The organism is Gordonia desulfuricans NBRC 100010, assembly GCF_001485495.1.
Classification (GTDB): Bacteria; Actinomycetota; Actinomycetes; order Mycobacteriales; family Mycobacteriaceae; genus Gordonia; species Gordonia desulfuricans.
Genome location: NZ_BCNF01000122.1, coordinates 1 through 15,322, shown reverse-complemented (window position 1 = coordinate 15,322; position 15,322 = coordinate 1). Strand labels below are relative to the sequence as shown.

At 68.3% G+C, this 15,322-nt stretch carries 14 protein-coding genes; 11 read left to right on the top strand and 3 right to left on the bottom strand.

Going from position 1 to position 15,322, the window contains the following annotated elements; all coding sequences use genetic code 11:
• Positions 1-45 precede the first annotated feature (45 nt).
• From GD1_RS18840 to lysS, 6 genes are all read left to right on the top strand, one after another.
• Entirely contained in the window at positions 46-1,062 is a 1,017-nt protein-coding gene (locus GD1_RS18840; RefSeq protein WP_059039130.1) for a Rossmann-like and DUF2520 domain-containing protein, read from the top strand.
• Positions 1,059-1,976 (top strand): pantoate--beta-alanine ligase, encoded by a 918-nt coding sequence (panC, locus tag GD1_RS18835; RefSeq protein ID WP_059039129.1) that lies wholly within the window; start codon positions 1,059-1,061, stop codon positions 1,974-1,976. The genes GD1_RS18840 and panC overlap by 4 nt, the downstream gene beginning before the upstream one ends.
• A gap of 79 nt (positions 1,977-2,055) precedes the next feature.
• Positions 2,056-2,490, top strand: coding sequence for an aspartate 1-decarboxylase (gene panD, locus GD1_RS18830; protein WP_020792618.1), 435 nt, complete (start codon positions 2,056-2,058; stop codon positions 2,488-2,490).
• A 39-nt stretch (positions 2,491-2,529) separates the two neighbouring features.
• Positions 2,530-3,336: a type III pantothenate kinase gene (locus tag GD1_RS18825; RefSeq protein WP_020792615.1), complete on the top strand. Its 807-nt coding sequence runs from the start codon at positions 2,530-2,532 to the stop codon at positions 3,334-3,336.
• Between the two features lie 168 nt (positions 3,337-3,504).
• Complete coding sequence (locus tag GD1_RS18820) at positions 3,505-3,948, top strand: hypothetical protein (RefSeq protein ID WP_020792614.1); 444 nt, start codon at positions 3,505-3,507, stop codon at positions 3,946-3,948.
• Between the two features lie 159 nt (positions 3,949-4,107).
• Positions 4,108-5,637 carry a lysine--tRNA ligase gene (lysS, locus tag GD1_RS18815; protein ID WP_059039140.1) on the top strand — a complete coding sequence of 510 codons (1,530 nt, stop codon included), beginning with the start codon at positions 4,108-4,110 and terminating at the stop codon, positions 5,635-5,637.
• 283 nt (positions 5,638-5,920) lie between these two features.
• Here the strand turns inward: lysS and GD1_RS18810 are convergent, their stop codons facing one another.
• The 3 genes from GD1_RS18810 to GD1_RS18800 all read right to left on the bottom strand — a co-directional run bounded on the left by GD1_RS18810 (position 5,921) and on the right by GD1_RS18800 (position 9,608).
• On the bottom strand, positions 5,921-7,432 hold the full coding sequence (locus GD1_RS18810; RefSeq protein ID WP_083534431.1) for a bifunctional aminoglycoside phosphotransferase/ATP-binding protein: 1,512 nt from the start codon (positions 7,430-7,432) through the stop codon (positions 5,921-5,923).
• On the bottom strand, positions 7,429-7,974 hold the full coding sequence (locus GD1_RS18805) for a maltokinase N-terminal cap-like domain-containing protein (protein WP_059039128.1): 546 nt from the start codon (positions 7,972-7,974) through the stop codon (positions 7,429-7,431). The genes GD1_RS18810 and GD1_RS18805 overlap by 4 nt, the downstream gene beginning before the upstream one ends.
• Positions 7,975-8,054: 80 nt before the next feature.
• Complete coding sequence (locus GD1_RS18800) at positions 8,055-9,608, bottom strand: FadD3 family acyl-CoA ligase (RefSeq protein WP_059039127.1); 1,554 nt, start codon at positions 9,606-9,608, stop codon at positions 8,055-8,057.
• Positions 9,609-9,650: 42 nt separating this feature from the next.
• Between GD1_RS18800 and GD1_RS18795 the strand changes: the two genes are divergently transcribed.
• The 5 genes from GD1_RS18795 (at position 9,651) to GD1_RS18775 (ending at position 15,285) form a co-directional block, all read left to right on the top strand.
• Positions 9,651-10,913 carry an acyl-CoA dehydrogenase family protein gene (locus tag GD1_RS18795; protein WP_059039126.1) on the top strand — a complete coding sequence of 421 codons (1,263 nt, stop codon included), beginning with the start codon at positions 9,651-9,653 and terminating at the stop codon, positions 10,911-10,913.
• Positions 10,910-11,743 carry an SDR family oxidoreductase gene (locus GD1_RS18790; RefSeq protein ID WP_059039125.1) on the top strand — a complete coding sequence of 278 codons (834 nt, stop codon included), beginning with the start codon at positions 10,910-10,912 and terminating at the stop codon, positions 11,741-11,743. The genes GD1_RS18795 and GD1_RS18790 overlap by 4 nt, the downstream gene beginning before the upstream one ends.
• A 52-nt stretch (positions 11,744-11,795) precedes the next feature.
• On the top strand, positions 11,796-12,953 hold the full coding sequence (locus tag GD1_RS18785) for an acetyl-CoA C-acetyltransferase (RefSeq protein ID WP_020791495.1): 1,158 nt from the start codon (positions 11,796-11,798) through the stop codon (positions 12,951-12,953).
• A gap of 178 nt (positions 12,954-13,131) precedes the next feature.
• Entirely contained in the window at positions 13,132-14,640 is a 1,509-nt protein-coding gene (locus GD1_RS18780; protein ID WP_053776701.1) for an aldehyde dehydrogenase family protein, read from the top strand.
• A 54-nt stretch (positions 14,641-14,694) separates the two neighbouring features.
• Positions 14,695-15,285, top strand: coding sequence for a TetR/AcrR family transcriptional regulator (locus GD1_RS18775; protein ID WP_020791499.1), 591 nt, complete (start codon positions 14,695-14,697; stop codon positions 15,283-15,285).
• The last annotated feature ends 37 nt before the right edge of the window (positions 15,286-15,322 follow it).

Here is a 15,322-nt window from a genome sequence, read left to right as displayed (position 1 = left end):
GCTTCTCGGCAGCCCTGCAGGACTGGAACGACCTGGAGGACAGCGGTGACCTCACCGAATCACGACGCCCACGTGGCGTCTACAGGTGTTTCCGCATCCGCTTCTGGTAGCGGCCGTTCGGCCGCCATCCCGGGCATCACCAATCTGCCCACTCCCGCGCGTCTGACCGTCGGCATCGTCTCCGCCGGACGGGTCGGCACCGCACTCGGCGAAGCCCTCGAACGTGCCGGCCACGTGGTCGGGGCGGTCGTCGCACGATCGGCGCACTCGCGCCGGCGCGCCGCCACCCGACTCCCCGACTCGGCCGTCCTCGACCTCGGCGACGTCGTCGCCCGCGCCGAACTGCTGGTCATCGCCGTCCCCGACAGCGAACTCGTCGAGGTGGTCGACCGGATCGCCGACTCCGGCACGCTCCGGCCCCGCACGCTGGTGGTGCACACCGCCGGGGCACACGGCGTCGGCGTCCTTGCCCGGCTCACCGCACTCGGCGCGCTACCCCTGGCGATCCATCCGGCGATGACCTTCGTCGGCACCGACGACGACACCGCACGTCTGGCGCAGGCCTGCTTCGGGATCACCGCCGCCGACGAGGTGGGGGAGGCCATCGCCTCCGCACTCGTCCTCGAGATGGGTGGCGAGCCGGTCCGCATCGCCGAGGCCGACCGCACGCTCTATCACGCGGCCCTCGCCCACGGGGCCAACCATCTGATCGCCCTGATCACCGATGCCGTCGCCGCCCTCGACGCGGCCATCGGCGGCCCCGACGGCAGTGCCCAGGCCGCCACCGTCGACGGCGATCCGGTCCGGCTGGCCGAACGCATCCTCGGCCCGCTGGTCACCGCATCCCTGCAGAACGTGCTCGACCTCGGCCGGGATGCCCTGACCGGCCCGGTGGCCCGCGGCGACGCCGCTGCGGTGGCCGCCCACCTCGATGCGCTGCGCGCCCTTCCCGGCGGCGGTGCCCCCGATTCTCTCGCCGAGGCCTATCGCATGATGGCCCGGCGCGCGGCGCACCAGTCCGATGCGCCGCACCCCGTTCTCGATGTTCTGGAGCCCCGATGACCGGCCATGTGATCGCCACGGAGGACAACCTCTTCACCCCGGGCACGGTGACCGTGCACCGCGACCCGGCGACCCTGCACCGGGTCAGCACCGCGCTGCGCCACACCGGCAAGCGTGTGGTGCTGGTGCCGACGATGGGCGCCCTGCACGCCGGCCATCTGCAGCTCGTGCGCGCCGCCAAGAGCATGGGCAACACGGTGGTGATCGTGTCGATCTTCGTCAACCCGCTGCAGTTCGGTACCGGTGAAGACCTCGACGCCTACCCGCGGACCCTCGACGCCGACATCGCGCTGCTCGCCCCGCTCGGCGTGGAACTGGTGTTCGCACCCACCGAGTCGCACATGTACCCGAACGGCCCGCGCACCGTCATCCATCCCGGTCCGGTCGGCGAGATCCTCGACGGTGCTTCGCGCCCAGGACATTTCGCCGGGATGCTCACCGTCGTCAACAAGCTGCTCACCATCGCGGCGCCGCATGCGGCGTACTTCGGGGAGAAGGACTACCAGCAGCTGGTGCTGATCGGTCAGATGGTGTCCGACCTGAACATGGACGTCGAGATCGTCGGTGTGCCGACGGTGCGTGAGGCCGACGGTCTCGCGATGAGCTCGCGCAACCGCTACCTCGATCCCGAACAGCGTGCCCTGGCCACCACCTTGTCGGCGGCCCTGACCGCCGGGGCCCACGCCGCCCCGGCCGGCGCCGACGCGATCCTGACCACCGCCCATGCCGTCCTGGCGGCCGCCCCCGAGATCGAGCTGGATTACCTGGCGCTGCGGGGGCGTTCCCTGGAGGAGCCCCCGGAGAAGGGCTACGGCCGCCTGCTGGTGGCCGCCCGACTCGGCTCGGCCCGTCTGATCGACAACGTCGGGGTGGCCATCGGCCTCAGCCTCGAAGAACGCGACGCCGGAACCTGACCGCCGAACCCGCCGCCCCAGATCTCTGCAGCCCACAGATGATCCATTCCCACCACCGACGAAACCGAGGGGAACACAAATGTTTCGCACCATGATGACCTCGAAGATCCACCGCGCCACCGTCACCCAGGCCGACCTGCACTACGTCGGCTCGGTCACGATCGACGCCGATCTCCTCGACGCCGCGAACCTGCTCGAGGGTGAGCAGGTCAGCATCGTCGACATCACCAACGGCGCCCGCCTCGAGACCTACGCCATCGCCGGCGAGCGTGGCAGCGGTGTGATCGGGATCAACGGTGCCGCAGCACATCTCGTGCATCCCGGCGACCTGGTGATCCTCATCGCCTACGGTGTCCTGAACGAGGAGGAAGTGCGCAACTACTCCCCGAACGTGGTGTTCGTCGACGCCGACAACCGGGTCCTCGAGTCCGGTGCCGATCCGGCCCACGCCCCGGAGGGTTCGGGCCTGCTCGACCCGCGCCACAACGACACCCTCACCGGCGCAACGGCCTGACGCCGGGCCGCGGCCGCACCCGACTGGCATCATTGCGCCATGCTCCTCACCGTCGACGTCGGCAACACCAACATCCACCTCGGTGTGTTCGCGGGTATCGGCGAGCACGCGACCCTGGTGCGGGACTGGCGGATTCACACCGACCCGAATCTGACGGCCGACGAGCTCGCCCTGCTGTTCCGCGGGCTCCTCGGATCCGACATCGAGCAGGTGACCGGGGTGGCCGCGCTCTCGACGGTGCCGTCGCTGCTGCGGGAACTGCGCGTCATGGTGCCGCGCTACTTCGGTTCCGGTCCGCACGTCCTCCTCGAGCCGGGCGTGCGGACCGGAGTGCCGCTGCTGGTGGACAATCCGAAGGAGGTCGGCACCGACCGGGTCGCGAACAGTCTTGCCGCCCACCATGTCTACGGGGGGCCGGCGATCGTGGTGGCCTTCGGTACGGCCACCGTCGTCGACGCCGTGTCGGTCAAGGGTGAATTCCTCGGCGGTGCGATCGCACCCGGGGTGAACCTCGCCGTGGAGGCGCTGAGCGAACACACCGTCACCGTTCGGCGTGTGGAACTGATGCCCCCGCGCAGCGTGCTCGGCAAGAACACCGTGGAAGCCCTGCAGTCGGGCATCCTGTTCGGATTCGCCGGACAGGTCGACGGACTCGTCGAGCGGGTTCGGGACACGGTGCCCGGATTCGACGGCGACGACGTGACGGTGGTCGCCACCGGTTTCCTCGCACCGCTGATGTTCGACGAATGTCGTTCTCTCACCGCTCATCACACGTATCTGACCCTCGAGGGTCTGCGGTTGGTGCACGAGCGTTCCAAGCAGCAGGGGCGCGGTCGGGGCCGCTGAGGTGGTCACGCGATCGGTGCAGGGGTGGCCGAGAGCGCCGAGATGTGGCAGACTGTCTGCCGTGATCAAGAGCTGTCAGGAGTGTTGTCAGGGCTGAGCCCGCGTTTGTCGCGGCGGCCCTTTGTCGAACCTCCCGCTCATTTCGATCACTTTCGAGGTTTCTCTCCCATGACCGCATCGGTCCAGGTTCTCGCACCCGTTTCCACCCCCATCCCGGCTCCGGTCTCCGCTCCGGCACCCGGCGCCCCGCTGTCGATCCAGGTGACCGACTATCGAGCCGTCGTCGCCGCGGGTGCCACCGCAGTGGATCTGCGCGCACACCACAAGCGCCAGACCGACGGAGCGCTGTTCGGGGCCCTCGCCGTCGACGCCGCCGAAGCCCTCGACCTGCTCGACCCGGCCTCGCCGAACTCGTTGCGTACGGCCACCGCCGACGCCCGCTGGATCCTCATCTCCGACGACGGCCACGAGGCCGAATGGCTCGCCTGGCATCTGCAGGCCCTCGGGGTCACCAACGCGGTGTTCGTCGTCGGCGGCTACCAGCGTCTGCGTCGTGCCGGCATCAACGGCCGCATCGACGACGCCGAGTTGGCCGTCTACTCGGCGCACTGACATCGTCTCCGGACGCGCCTGCCGGGAACACCCTCGGGCGGCCGGTGATCGTGACCGGCACCGCACCGAACACCGTCGATCCGGGGTGCAACTTGGAGTACACCGTGGACAGCGAATACTCTCACGTGAGTGAGTGACGCCCAGACTTCCCAGGCACCCGTGACCGCTGCACCCTCGTCCGACGACGACCAGACCCCCGAGCAGCTGCGGATTCGCCGGGAGAAGCGGGAACGCATCCTCGAGGAGGGTCGGGAGGCCTATCCCGTCTCCATTCCCCGCACCCACAGCCTCGCCGAGATCCGCGCCGCGTACCCCGACCTCGAGGCCGGCACCGAGACCGGAGACCAGGTCGGCGTCGCCGGTCGCATCATCTTTCTCCGCAACAAGGGCAAGCTGTGCTTCGCCACCCTCCAGGAGGGCGACGGAACCCAGCTGCAGGCGATGATCAGCTTCAACGGGGTGGGCGAGGAATCGCTGGCCCGTTGGAAGGCCGACGTCGACCTCGGCGACATCGTCTACGTACACGGCCAGGTGATCAGCTCCCGCACCGGCGAGCTGTCGGTGATGGCCGACGCCTGGGAGATGGCGTCGAAGTCCCTGCGCCCGCTGCCGGTGGCCCACAAGGAGATGAACGAGGAGACACGCGTCCGCCAGCGCTACGTCGACCTCATCATGCGGCCCGAGGCCCGCAGCATCGCCCGCACCCGCATCGCGGTGATGGCCGAACTGCGCAAGGCGCTCGATGAGCGTTCCTTCCTCGAGGTCGAGACCCCGATGCTGCAGACCCTGCACGGCGGGGCTGCCGCACGCCCGTTCAGCACCCACTCCAATGCCTTCGACATCGACCTCTTCCTGCGCATCGCCCCCGAGCTGTTCCTCAAGCGGTGCGTCGTCGGCGGTATCGAGAAGGTCTTCGAGATCAACCGCAACTTCCGCAACGAGGGCGCCGACTCCACCCACTCGCCCGAGTTCGCGATGCTGGAGACCTACCAGGCCTACGGCACCTACGACGACTCCGCGGTGATGATCCGTGAACTCGTGCAACAGGTTTCGCAGAACGCCATCGGCACCCTGACCCCCACCATGCCCGACGGTTCACTGTATGACCTGTCCGGCGAGTGGACCTCCCTGGAGATGTACCCGTCGCTGTCGGAGGCCCTCGGCGAGGAGATCGTCCCGGCCGGCAATGCGGACGAGACGACGGTCGCCGAACTCCTCGCGATCGCCGCCCGCGTCGGCCTGGAGATCCCCAAGGACAAGGGCTACGGCCACGGCAAGCTCGTCGAGGAGCTGTGGGAGCACATGGTCGGCCAGAAGCTGGCCCAGCCGGTGTTCGTGCGCGACTTCCCGGTCGAGACCTCACCGCTGGTGCGGTCGCATCGCAGCGTGACCGGCGTGGTGGAGAAGTGGGACCTCTACGTCCGCGGCTTCGAACTGGCCACCGGCTACTCCGAGCTCGTAGACCCGGTGATCCAGCGCGAGCGCTTCGTCGACCAGGCCCGGCTGGCCGCCGCCGGCGACGACGAGGCGATGGTCCTCGACGAGGAGTTCCTCACCGCGATGGAGTACGGCATGCCCCCGACCACCGGAACCGGTATGGGCATCGACCGCCTGCTGATGGCACTCACCGGCCTCGGCATCCGTGAGACCATCCTGTTCCCGCTGGTCAAGCCGATCCCGCGAGGCTAGACCGGCTCGATCAGCCACATCCGGTGGTTGAGCAGGTCGTCCTCGCGAAGCGAGGCCGTCCGGCCGTCGAAACCTGTGTCGGTTGCGGCTGGAGCGCACCCCGCTTGTGGGGTGGTCACTACTGGAGGTTGGCCGGCGGAGATTTCGACTCGTCTGGTCGCTGCGTTCCTCGTCGGCTCAATCAGCCATACGGTGGTTGAGCAGGTCGTCCTCGCGAAGCGAGGCCGTCCGTCCGTCGAAACCTCCGCCGGCCGACGTCGGCACGCGACCACCTCCGGGCCGCTCAGTCGACGCGTGAATACGGTGATCGATCCGGGCGCTCGGTGGTCTCGGGACGCCCCAGTTCTCGGCGTACCCGATCCAGCGAACCCGCGCCGGCGTCCACATGTGCCCACTCGGCACCCGGTGTCTCCAACGACCGTGTCTGCCGGCGTGCCACCGCCGCATCGGCATCCGATGCGTCCGCACCCCGCGAGGTGATCCGCGAGATACGTTCGGCCTCACCGAGTTCCAGCCAGATCCCGACGAAGCCGCATCCGCAGCCGTCGGCGACGGCCGCGATGGCCTCACGCTGGATGCCCCGGCCGAACACGGCGTCGACGATCACGCTCATCCCGCCCGTCAGGTCGTCGGTGGCCAGTCGGTTCAGCTCGGCGTAGACGTGTGCCCCCATCTCCGGTGTGTAACCGCTTGCCGGGAGCCGGGTTTCGGCGGGTACCCCGGCAAGTCGTTTGCGCAGCACGTCGCTGCGCAGGATGCGGGCGCCCGGCGCCGGCGCGAGATCGCCGCCGACAGCCCGTGCCGCGGTGGACTTCCCGGTGCCCGAGCCGCCGCCGATCGCGATCAGTCGAGCCGGTTCGGGGTCGGTGAACGCCAACGCCAGGTCGAGGTAGTCGCGTGCGCGGTCGATCGCACCCTCTGCGGCGCCGACGTGGGCGCGCACGGTCGCCCGCACCGACAGCAGGATCGGCATCAGCGCGAAGCCGTCCTCGTCGTCGGGGGAGAGGTCGAGGTAGGTGTTGATCACCACGTTGGCCTCGTGGCGCAGTCCCCGGGACCACAGGTCCATGACCAGGAAGGCGACGTCGTAGAGCACATCGGTGGTGGCCATCTCGGCGTCGAACTCGAGGCAGTCGAACGGGACCGGCTCCCCGTCGATCACCGCGATGTTGCCCATGTGCAGATCACCGTGCCCGTGGCGCACCCGACCGGCGCGGGCGCGGGCGTCGAGGAGATCGGCGTTGGCCGCGATCATCGCGGTGAGCCGATCGGTCAGCAGCGTCGCCCGCAGCGGGTCGAGGATCTCCGGGAACGCCGACATACTGCCCAGGTTGCCGTCGACGACCTCCTGGATGCGTGCGGCACCCTGCGGATCGGGGCAGATCTCCGACGCCGCATGCAGTTCGACGGTCCGCTCGGCCAGCCGGCGCAGCAGCGTGTCGTCGAGGGTGCCGGTCTGTGCGTGGGTGACGAGCAGTGCGTCGTCGTCGAAGCGGGTCATCTCCAGTACCCAGTCGGGGCCGTCCTCCCCGGCGACCTCGTGCAATCCGAGATACACGTCGGGGGCGATGCGGCGGTTGAGCCGCAACTCGGCGTCGAGCGCGTCGTGACGCAACGTCGGGGTGGAGAAGTCGAGGTAGCGGTAGCGCACCGGCCGCTTCATCTTCCACGCGCGATCGGCATTGAGGAAGATCACCGCGCCGTGGGTGACGATGCGTGTGGTCTCGACGTCGGGATCGAGAATCCCTGCCCGGGTGAGGGTCTCGGTGGTGGGGTCGGTGCCGAGCATCGTCATGACCAGGCCACCGTCCCGCGGTGCGCGGACCCGTCGGGTGCGGTCCACACCGCAGTCATCGTCCCGGCGACATCTCCGGAACCGGTTGTGTCCGTGATGATCCGGTTCACCTGCCACGCGTCACCGCCGCCCTGGACCGCCACCGTGTCGTCGACGGTGTCGCTCGCCGACTGCGCCTGGGCGCGAACCTCACCGCGGGCCAATGCCGCGAGCTGGGCGACGAACACCGGATCGGACGGGGCGTCGTAGACGTAGCGGATCCCGAGGACCCCGTGCGCGGCGGTTCCCACCAGGGCGGCGCCGTCGAGGTGGACGCCGCGATAGGTCAGGGGCACCACATACGTGAGGTGATCGGCGACGGAGGTATCGGTGACCAGGAGGATCTCCATGCCCACCTCGCCTGCGGGATCATCGAGACGGAACCCGCCCGATCTCACCAGGTGCGGGGCATCCGAGCCGCGGAACCAGGGCTGGTCGGGCAGCCACGCGGTCAGCAACTCGAGTTTCGACGGGACGAGGGTGGTGTTGTGAATCGTCGCCACACACCCATCCGATCACAACCGGTCGATCGCCGCCACGGTGACGGTCACAGCGATTCCGGGCCGACGTTGGCGCGGTGGGCTCAGGCCAACTCGCGTTTGACGATCTTGCCTGCCGCATTGCGTGGGAAGGCGTCGACGATCACCACCGACCGCGGCACCTTGAAGTTCGCGAGGTGCTTCTTGGCAAAGGCGATCACCCGCTCTTCGTCGAGGTCGGTGCCGTCCCGCAGCGTCAGGTAGGCCCGGCCGACCTCACCGAGCCGCTCGTCGGGCACCCCGATCACCGCGGACTCGGTCACGCCGTCGAGGCGGGCGAGGGTCTGCTCGATCTCGGCGGGGTACACATTGAACCCACCGCAGATGTACATGTCCTTGAGCCGGTCGGTGATCTTCAGGTTGCCGTCGTCGTCGATGGTGCCGATGTCGCCGGTGTGCAGCCAGCCGTCGGCGTCGATGGTGGCGGCGGTGGCCGCCGGATCGTCGAGGTAGCCGCGCATCACCATCGCGCCCCGCGCCAGGACCTCACCCGCATCGGAGAGGCGGATCTCCATACCCTCGAAGGCACGGCCACAGGTGTTGGCCACCGTCTCGTCGTCGTCCTCCGGGGTGCAGGTGGACACGAAGCCGCTGGCCTCGGTGAGCCCGTAGGCGGTGATCACGGTGTCGACGCCGAGGTCGCGCTGGATGCGTTCGATCAGCACCACGGGCACGATCGCGGCACCGGTGACCACCAGCCGCAGCGACGACAGGTCGTGGGTGGCGCGGCCGGACTCGTCGTCCAGGATGGTCCCGAAGATGGTCGGGGCGCCCGGGAACACCGTGATGCGTTGGGACTGGACGAGATCCATCGCTGCCGAGGTGGAGTAGACGGCCAGCGGGACCATCGTGGTGCCGAACAGGACGCTCGGCAGGATGCCCGCCTTGTACCCGAAGGTGTGGAAGTAGGGGTTGACCATCAGATAGCGATCGGCGGTCGACAGGCGGCCGTTGGAACCCCACGCATGGGAACCGGCGATGGTCTGACGATGCTCGGCGAGAACACCTTTGGACTTGCCGGTGGTGCCCGAGGTGAACAGGATGTCGGAGAGGTCGTCGGGTGCGACGGCGCCGGCCCGGGCGTCGGCCTGCGTGCGGGTGTCATCGGTGCTGCGCGACAGGAATTCCGGCCAGTCCAGTGCGCCGTCGGGAACCGGGGACGGTTCGGCGGACAGCGGAATCCGGACCACCAGGTCGGGGAGGGCGTCCCGGTGCTCGGCGAGCAGTTCGGCCGCATGGTCGGCACCGAGGAACTCGCCGGAGACGAACACCGCCTTCGCGTCGGCACGTTCGATGACGTCGACGGCCTCGCCGGCGGTGTATCGGGTGTTGAGCGGGACCAGTACCGCCCCGGCGTAGTGCACGCCGAGTGCGGCGATCGGCCAGTGGAAGCTGTTCGGCGACCAGATCGCCACGCGGTCGCCGGGTCGGATGCCCGAGGCGATGAGCGCGGCGGCGGCGTCGACCACCCGGGCATGAAGCGCCGACCAGGTCAGTTCGACGGTTTCGCCCCACTGGGTGTCGACGAGTGCGGGATGATCGGGCCACTGCCGTGCCGCGCGGATCAGTGCGGCAGGTGTCGTCGAGACGCTGTCCATGGCTCTAACCTAGCAAGTGCTTGGTAGGTTATGCTAGCGATCATGACCCCGATCAATCTCGCCGACAGGTCACTGGATCTGGGCGAATGGGCAGCTCAGACCCCGGATGCGGCCGACATCTTCGCCGCTGCCGTGCGCGAATGGCTCGAGCAGAACCTGGTCGGCGAGTTCGCCGAACTCAAGGGCCGGGGCGGTCCGGGCAGCGAGCACGAGTTCTTCGCACAGCGATTGGAATGGGACCGTCACCTCGCCGCGCACGGGTGGACCTGCCTCGGCTGGCCGACCCGCCACGGCGGCCGCAACGCGACCCTCGAGCAGCGCATCATCTTCCATCAGGAGTACGCCCGGGCCGACGCCCCGGCGCGGGTCAACCACCTCGGCGAGGAACTTCTCGGCCCGACGCTCATCGAGTACGGCACCGAGGAACAGAAGCAACGCTTCCTCCCGGGCATCGTCGACGTCACCGAACTGTGGGCGCAGGGCTACTCCGAACCCGGCGCCGGCTCCGATCTCGCCGGTGTCGCCACCGCCGCACACCTCGACGGCGACACCTGGATCATCAACGGCCAGAAGGTCTGGACCTCGCTGGCGCACGTCGCGCAATGGGCATTCGTGATCTGCCGCACCGAGAAGGGCTCGTCCCGGCACAAGGGGCTCAGCTTCCTGCTGGTCCCGCTCGACCAGCCCGGTGTCACGGTCCGGCCGATCCAACAGCTCACCGGCACCTCGGAATTCAACGAGGTGTTCTTCGACGACGCCACCACCGACGCCGACCTGATCGTCGGCGCACCCGGCGACGGCTGGTCGGTGGCGATGGGCCTGTTGCAGTTCGAGCGCGGTGTGTCCACCCTCGGCCAGCAGGTCGGTTTCGCCCGGGAACTCGAGACCATCACCGACATGGCGCGGGTCAACGGCGCCCTCGACGACCCGTCGATCGCCGCGCGGATCGTGCGCGCCGACATCGGACTGCGGGTGATGCGTGCCCATGCCCACCGCACCCTCGACGGCGACATCACCAGCGAGGCCGGTGCCGCGTCGGTGGCAAAGCTGTTGTGGGCCAACTGGCATCGCGACCTCGGTGAGCTCGCCGTGGCAGTCTCCGGGGCGGCGTCGCTGATCGGCCCGGACGCCACCGCCGAGGGTGTGCCCAATGACCTCACCCGCCCCGACCACGTCGAACTCGACCAATGGCAACGGCTGTTCCTGTTCACCCGCGCCGACACCATCTACGGCGGCTCGAACGAGGTGCAGCGCAACATCATCGCCGAGCGTGTGCTCGGCCTTCCCCGAGAGGCACGCGCGTGACCCAGACAACCGAATCCGCCGACGTCCAGACGGGCCGCTCCCCGCTGGCCATCCCGCCGGCGGAGACCCCCGGACACGGACTCCTGTTGGGCCGCAAGGTGGTCGTCACCGCCGCGGCCGGCACCGGCATCGGCTTCGCCACCGCCCGTCGCGCCCTGCTCGAGGGCGCCGATGTGCTGATCAGCGACTGGCACGAGCGACGACTCGCCGAGACCCAGGCGAAACTCGCCGAGGAATTCGCTGACCGGACCGTCGCCCAGGTGCCCTGCGATGTCTCCGACACCGCCCAGGTCGACGCCCTGATCGAGCGTGCCGCAAGTGAACTCGGACGCATCGACGTCTTGGTCAACAACGCCGGCCTCGGCGGCGAGACCCCCGTCGCCGACATGACCGACGAACAGTGGGACCGCGTCGTCGACATCACCCTCAACGGCACCTTCCGCGCCACCCGCGCCGCACTGCGCTACTTCCGCGGTGTCGAACACGGCGGCGTGATCGTCAACAACGCCTCGGTCCTCGGCTGGCGGGCCCAGCGCGGCCAGGCCCACTACGCCGCGGCCAAGGCCGGGGTGATGGCCCTGACCCGGTGTGCCGCAGTCGAGGCCGCGGACTTCGGGGTGCGGATCAACGCCGTCGCCCCGTCGATCGCCAAACATCCGTTCCTGGCCAAGGTCACCACCGACGACCTCCTCGACGAGCTCGCCTCCCGCGAGGCCTACGGCCGCGCCGCCGAGGTGTGGGAGGTGGCCGCCACCATCGCGATGCTCGCCAGCGACTACACCACCTACCTCACCGGCGAGGTGGTCTCCATCTCCAGCCAACGCGCCTGAAACACCGGTAACCACAGACTCATCCACAGATCTCGCCATCCAGGAGGACCCCATGTCCGCACCCCAGGCCTACATCGTCGACGCCATCCGCACCCCGGTCGGCAAGCGCAACGGATCACTCGCCAAGGTGCATCCGGCCGACCTCGGCGCCCACATCATCAGCGCGCTGATCGAGCGCACCGGGATCGACCCGATGATCGTCGACGACGTGGTGTTCGGCTGCCTCGACACCATCGGCGCCCAGGCGGGCAACGTCGCCCGCACCGCGTGGCTGACCGCCGGTCTGCCCCTGGACATCCCGGGTACCACCGTCGATCGCCAGTGCGGATCGAGCCAGCAGGCCATCCATTTCGCCGCGCAGGGCGTGATGAGCGGTACCCAGGACGTCGTCGTGGCCGGTGGTCTGCAGAACATGAGTGCCATCCCGATCAGTCAGGCGATGATCTCCGGTCAGGAGTTCGGTTTCTCCACCCCCACCGCCGAATCACCGGGCTGGCAGGCACGATTCGGCGATGCCCGGATCTCGCAGTTCGACGGCGCCGACCTGATGGCCACCAAGTGGGACATCAGCCGCGAGGACATGGAACGGTGGGCGCTGCAGTCGCATGAGCGGGCCAAGGCCGCCATCGCCGCCGGCCGCTTCGACGCCGAGACCGTCGCACTCGGCGACTGCATCGTCGACGAGTGCCCGCGGGAGACATCGCTGGAGAAGATGGCCGGCCTGGCGCCACTGGCCGAGGGATCGCGCCTGACCGCCGCGGTGGCCTCGCAGATCGCCGACGGCTCGTCGGCGACCCTCGTCGTCTCCGAGCGTGCACTCGAGGAGTACGGACTGACCCCGCGGGCCCGCATCCACCACATGTCGGTGCGGGGCGACGACCCGGTGATGATGCTGTCGGCGCCGATCCCGGCCACCCGGTACGCACTGGAGAAGACCGGGATGTCGATCGACGACATCGACGTCGTCGAGATCAACGAGGCCTTCGCCCCGGTGGTGCTGGCCTGGCTCAAGGAAACCGGTGCCGACCCGGCCAAGGTCAACCCCAACGGCGGCGCGATCGCGCTGGGTCACCCGCTCGGTGCCACCGGCGCCAAGCTGTTCGCCACCCTGCTCAACGAGCTCGAGCGGACCGGTGGGCGGTATGGCCTGCAGACCATGTGCGAGGGCGGCGGAACCGCCAACGTCACCATCATCGAACGTCTCGGCTGATCATCGCTGCTGTTCACAGGTGATTCACGGGTCATCTGGACACGGGTGTCCCCACATGTGTGTGATGTGGCGCATACTATGGAGCGACAAGTGAGCGTATTTGTCTCAACCCGTCCCGCACCGGGGTGGGTGGAGGCGGATGCGGTCACGGTTTCGACAAACCCACGGGAGGGCGGCCATGACCAAGCCTGCAGATGTCACGAGCAAGATCGAAGGGCGGATCTCCTCGGAGGCGCACTCGATGACCGAGTTGCTGGAGATCCAACGCGCGGCATTCCTGCGCGACGGCATCCCCGACGCCGAGACCCGCATCGACCGCATCACCCGGCTGTCGTCGCTGCTGCTCGACCACGCCGACGAGATCGCCGATGCCCTCACCATCGACTTCGGTTCGCGCCCCAAGGAATTGAGCATCGCCGCTGATGTCGCCGGCTGTCTCGTCGACCTCACCCACCAGCGTCGCGGTGTTCGCGAGTGGATGGCCGACTCGGTGTCGGCGAAGATCCAGGGGGCACTCGGATTCAAGCAGCGCGTGCGGCACGACCCGCTCGGCGTCATCGGCATCATGGGGCCGTGGAACTTCCCGCTGCAACTGACCTTCGTCCCGGCCGGTTCGGCGTTCGCCGCGGGTAACCGGGTGCTGATGCGGCCGTCGTCGATCACCGCCCGCACCACCGAGGTGATCGCCAAGTACGCACCCGACTACTTCTCGATCGAGGAGCTCGCCGTGATCACGTCGAAGCACGGCTCCGGCTCCGATTTCGCCAAGCTCAAGGTCGACCACATGTTCTTCACCGGGTCGCCCGAGGTGGGGGCGTCGGTCGCGCAGGAGGCGGCCAAGAACCTGGTGCCGGTCAGCCTCGAACTCGGTGGCAAGAACCCGGCCGTGGTCGACGTCTCCGCCGACATCGACAAGGCGGCCACCATGCTCGCCGACGCGCGCATGGTCAACGGCGGTCAGGTGTGCCTGTGCCCGGACTACGTGTTCGTGCCGGAGGCGCGGCTCGGCGAGTTCACCGACAAGGTGATGGCCCGCTGGACCGCGAATTTCGCCACCATCTACGACAATCCGGAGTACACCGCCACCATCAACCAGAAGAACTTCGACCGGATCGTCGACCTGATCGACGACGCGGTGAACCTCGGTGCCGAGAAGCGTCAGGTGATCCCCGGCGGTGAGCCGCTGCCGGCGGCCGAGCGCCGCAAGATCCCGCCGACCCTGCTCACCGGGGTCAAGGCGGGCATGAAGATCGCCGAGGACGAGGTCTTCGGCCCGGTGCTCACCGTGTATCCGTACCGGGACCTCACCGAGGCGATCAATCACATTGCCGGACATCCGCATCCGCTGACGATGTACTGGTGCGGCGACGACAACGAGAACTTCGCGCGGCTCGCCGACAACACCCGTAGCGGGTCGATCAACGGAAACGACTTCGCGCTCCACATGTTCGGTGCGGAACTGCCGTTCGGTGGCGTCGGCCGCAGCGGAATGGGTGCCTATCACGGCAAGACCGGCTTCGACACCTTCAGTCACGCACGCGCGGTGGCCTTCTCGAAGATGTCGTTCACCGTCGCCGAGATGATGTCGCCGCCGTTCACCAAGCGCGACAAGCGACTGACCGACCTGCAGATGAAGCTGTGGACCAAGCTGAATGCGCGCGCACAGAAGAAGGTGCGCCGCCGCTGATCGGCGAGGCGTGTGTGGCCGCCCTCATACCCAAGCGCTTGCTAGGGTATGAGGGTGGCTTCACGTAATGGTTCTTCTCGTCGCGAGGAACTGCTGACGACCGCCAGTCGCATGTTCGCCGAGCAAGGACTCCGGTCCACCACGGTTCGTGACATCGCCGACGCCGCGGGCATCCTGTCCGGCAGTCTCTATCACCACTTCGACTCCAAGGAATCGATGGTCGACGAGATCCTGCGCGGCTACCTCGACAAACTCTTCACGCGGTACCAGGAGATCGCCGCATCCGGACTCTCGGCCACCGACACGTTGCAGCAGTTGGTGGTCGCCTCGTTCGAGTCGATCGACGCCGACCGCAACGCCGTCGCGATCTATCAGGATGAGGCCAAACGGCTTGCGTCGCAAGAACGATTCGCCTACCTGGGGGAGCGCAACACCGAGTTCCGCGACCTGTGGCGCACGGTACTCACCCGGGGGGTCGCCGACGGCGAGTTCCGCTCCGACCTCGACGTCGAACTGGTCTACCGGTTCCTGCGTGACACCGTCTGGGTGGCCGTGCGCTGGTATCGCCCCGGCGGGTCGCTGTCGGTCGACGACATCGCCAAGCAGTATCTGTCCGTCGTGCTCGACGGGATTCTGCCGCGCTGACCTGGTGCGCCCGGGCTCGGTTCCCAATACTTGGTAT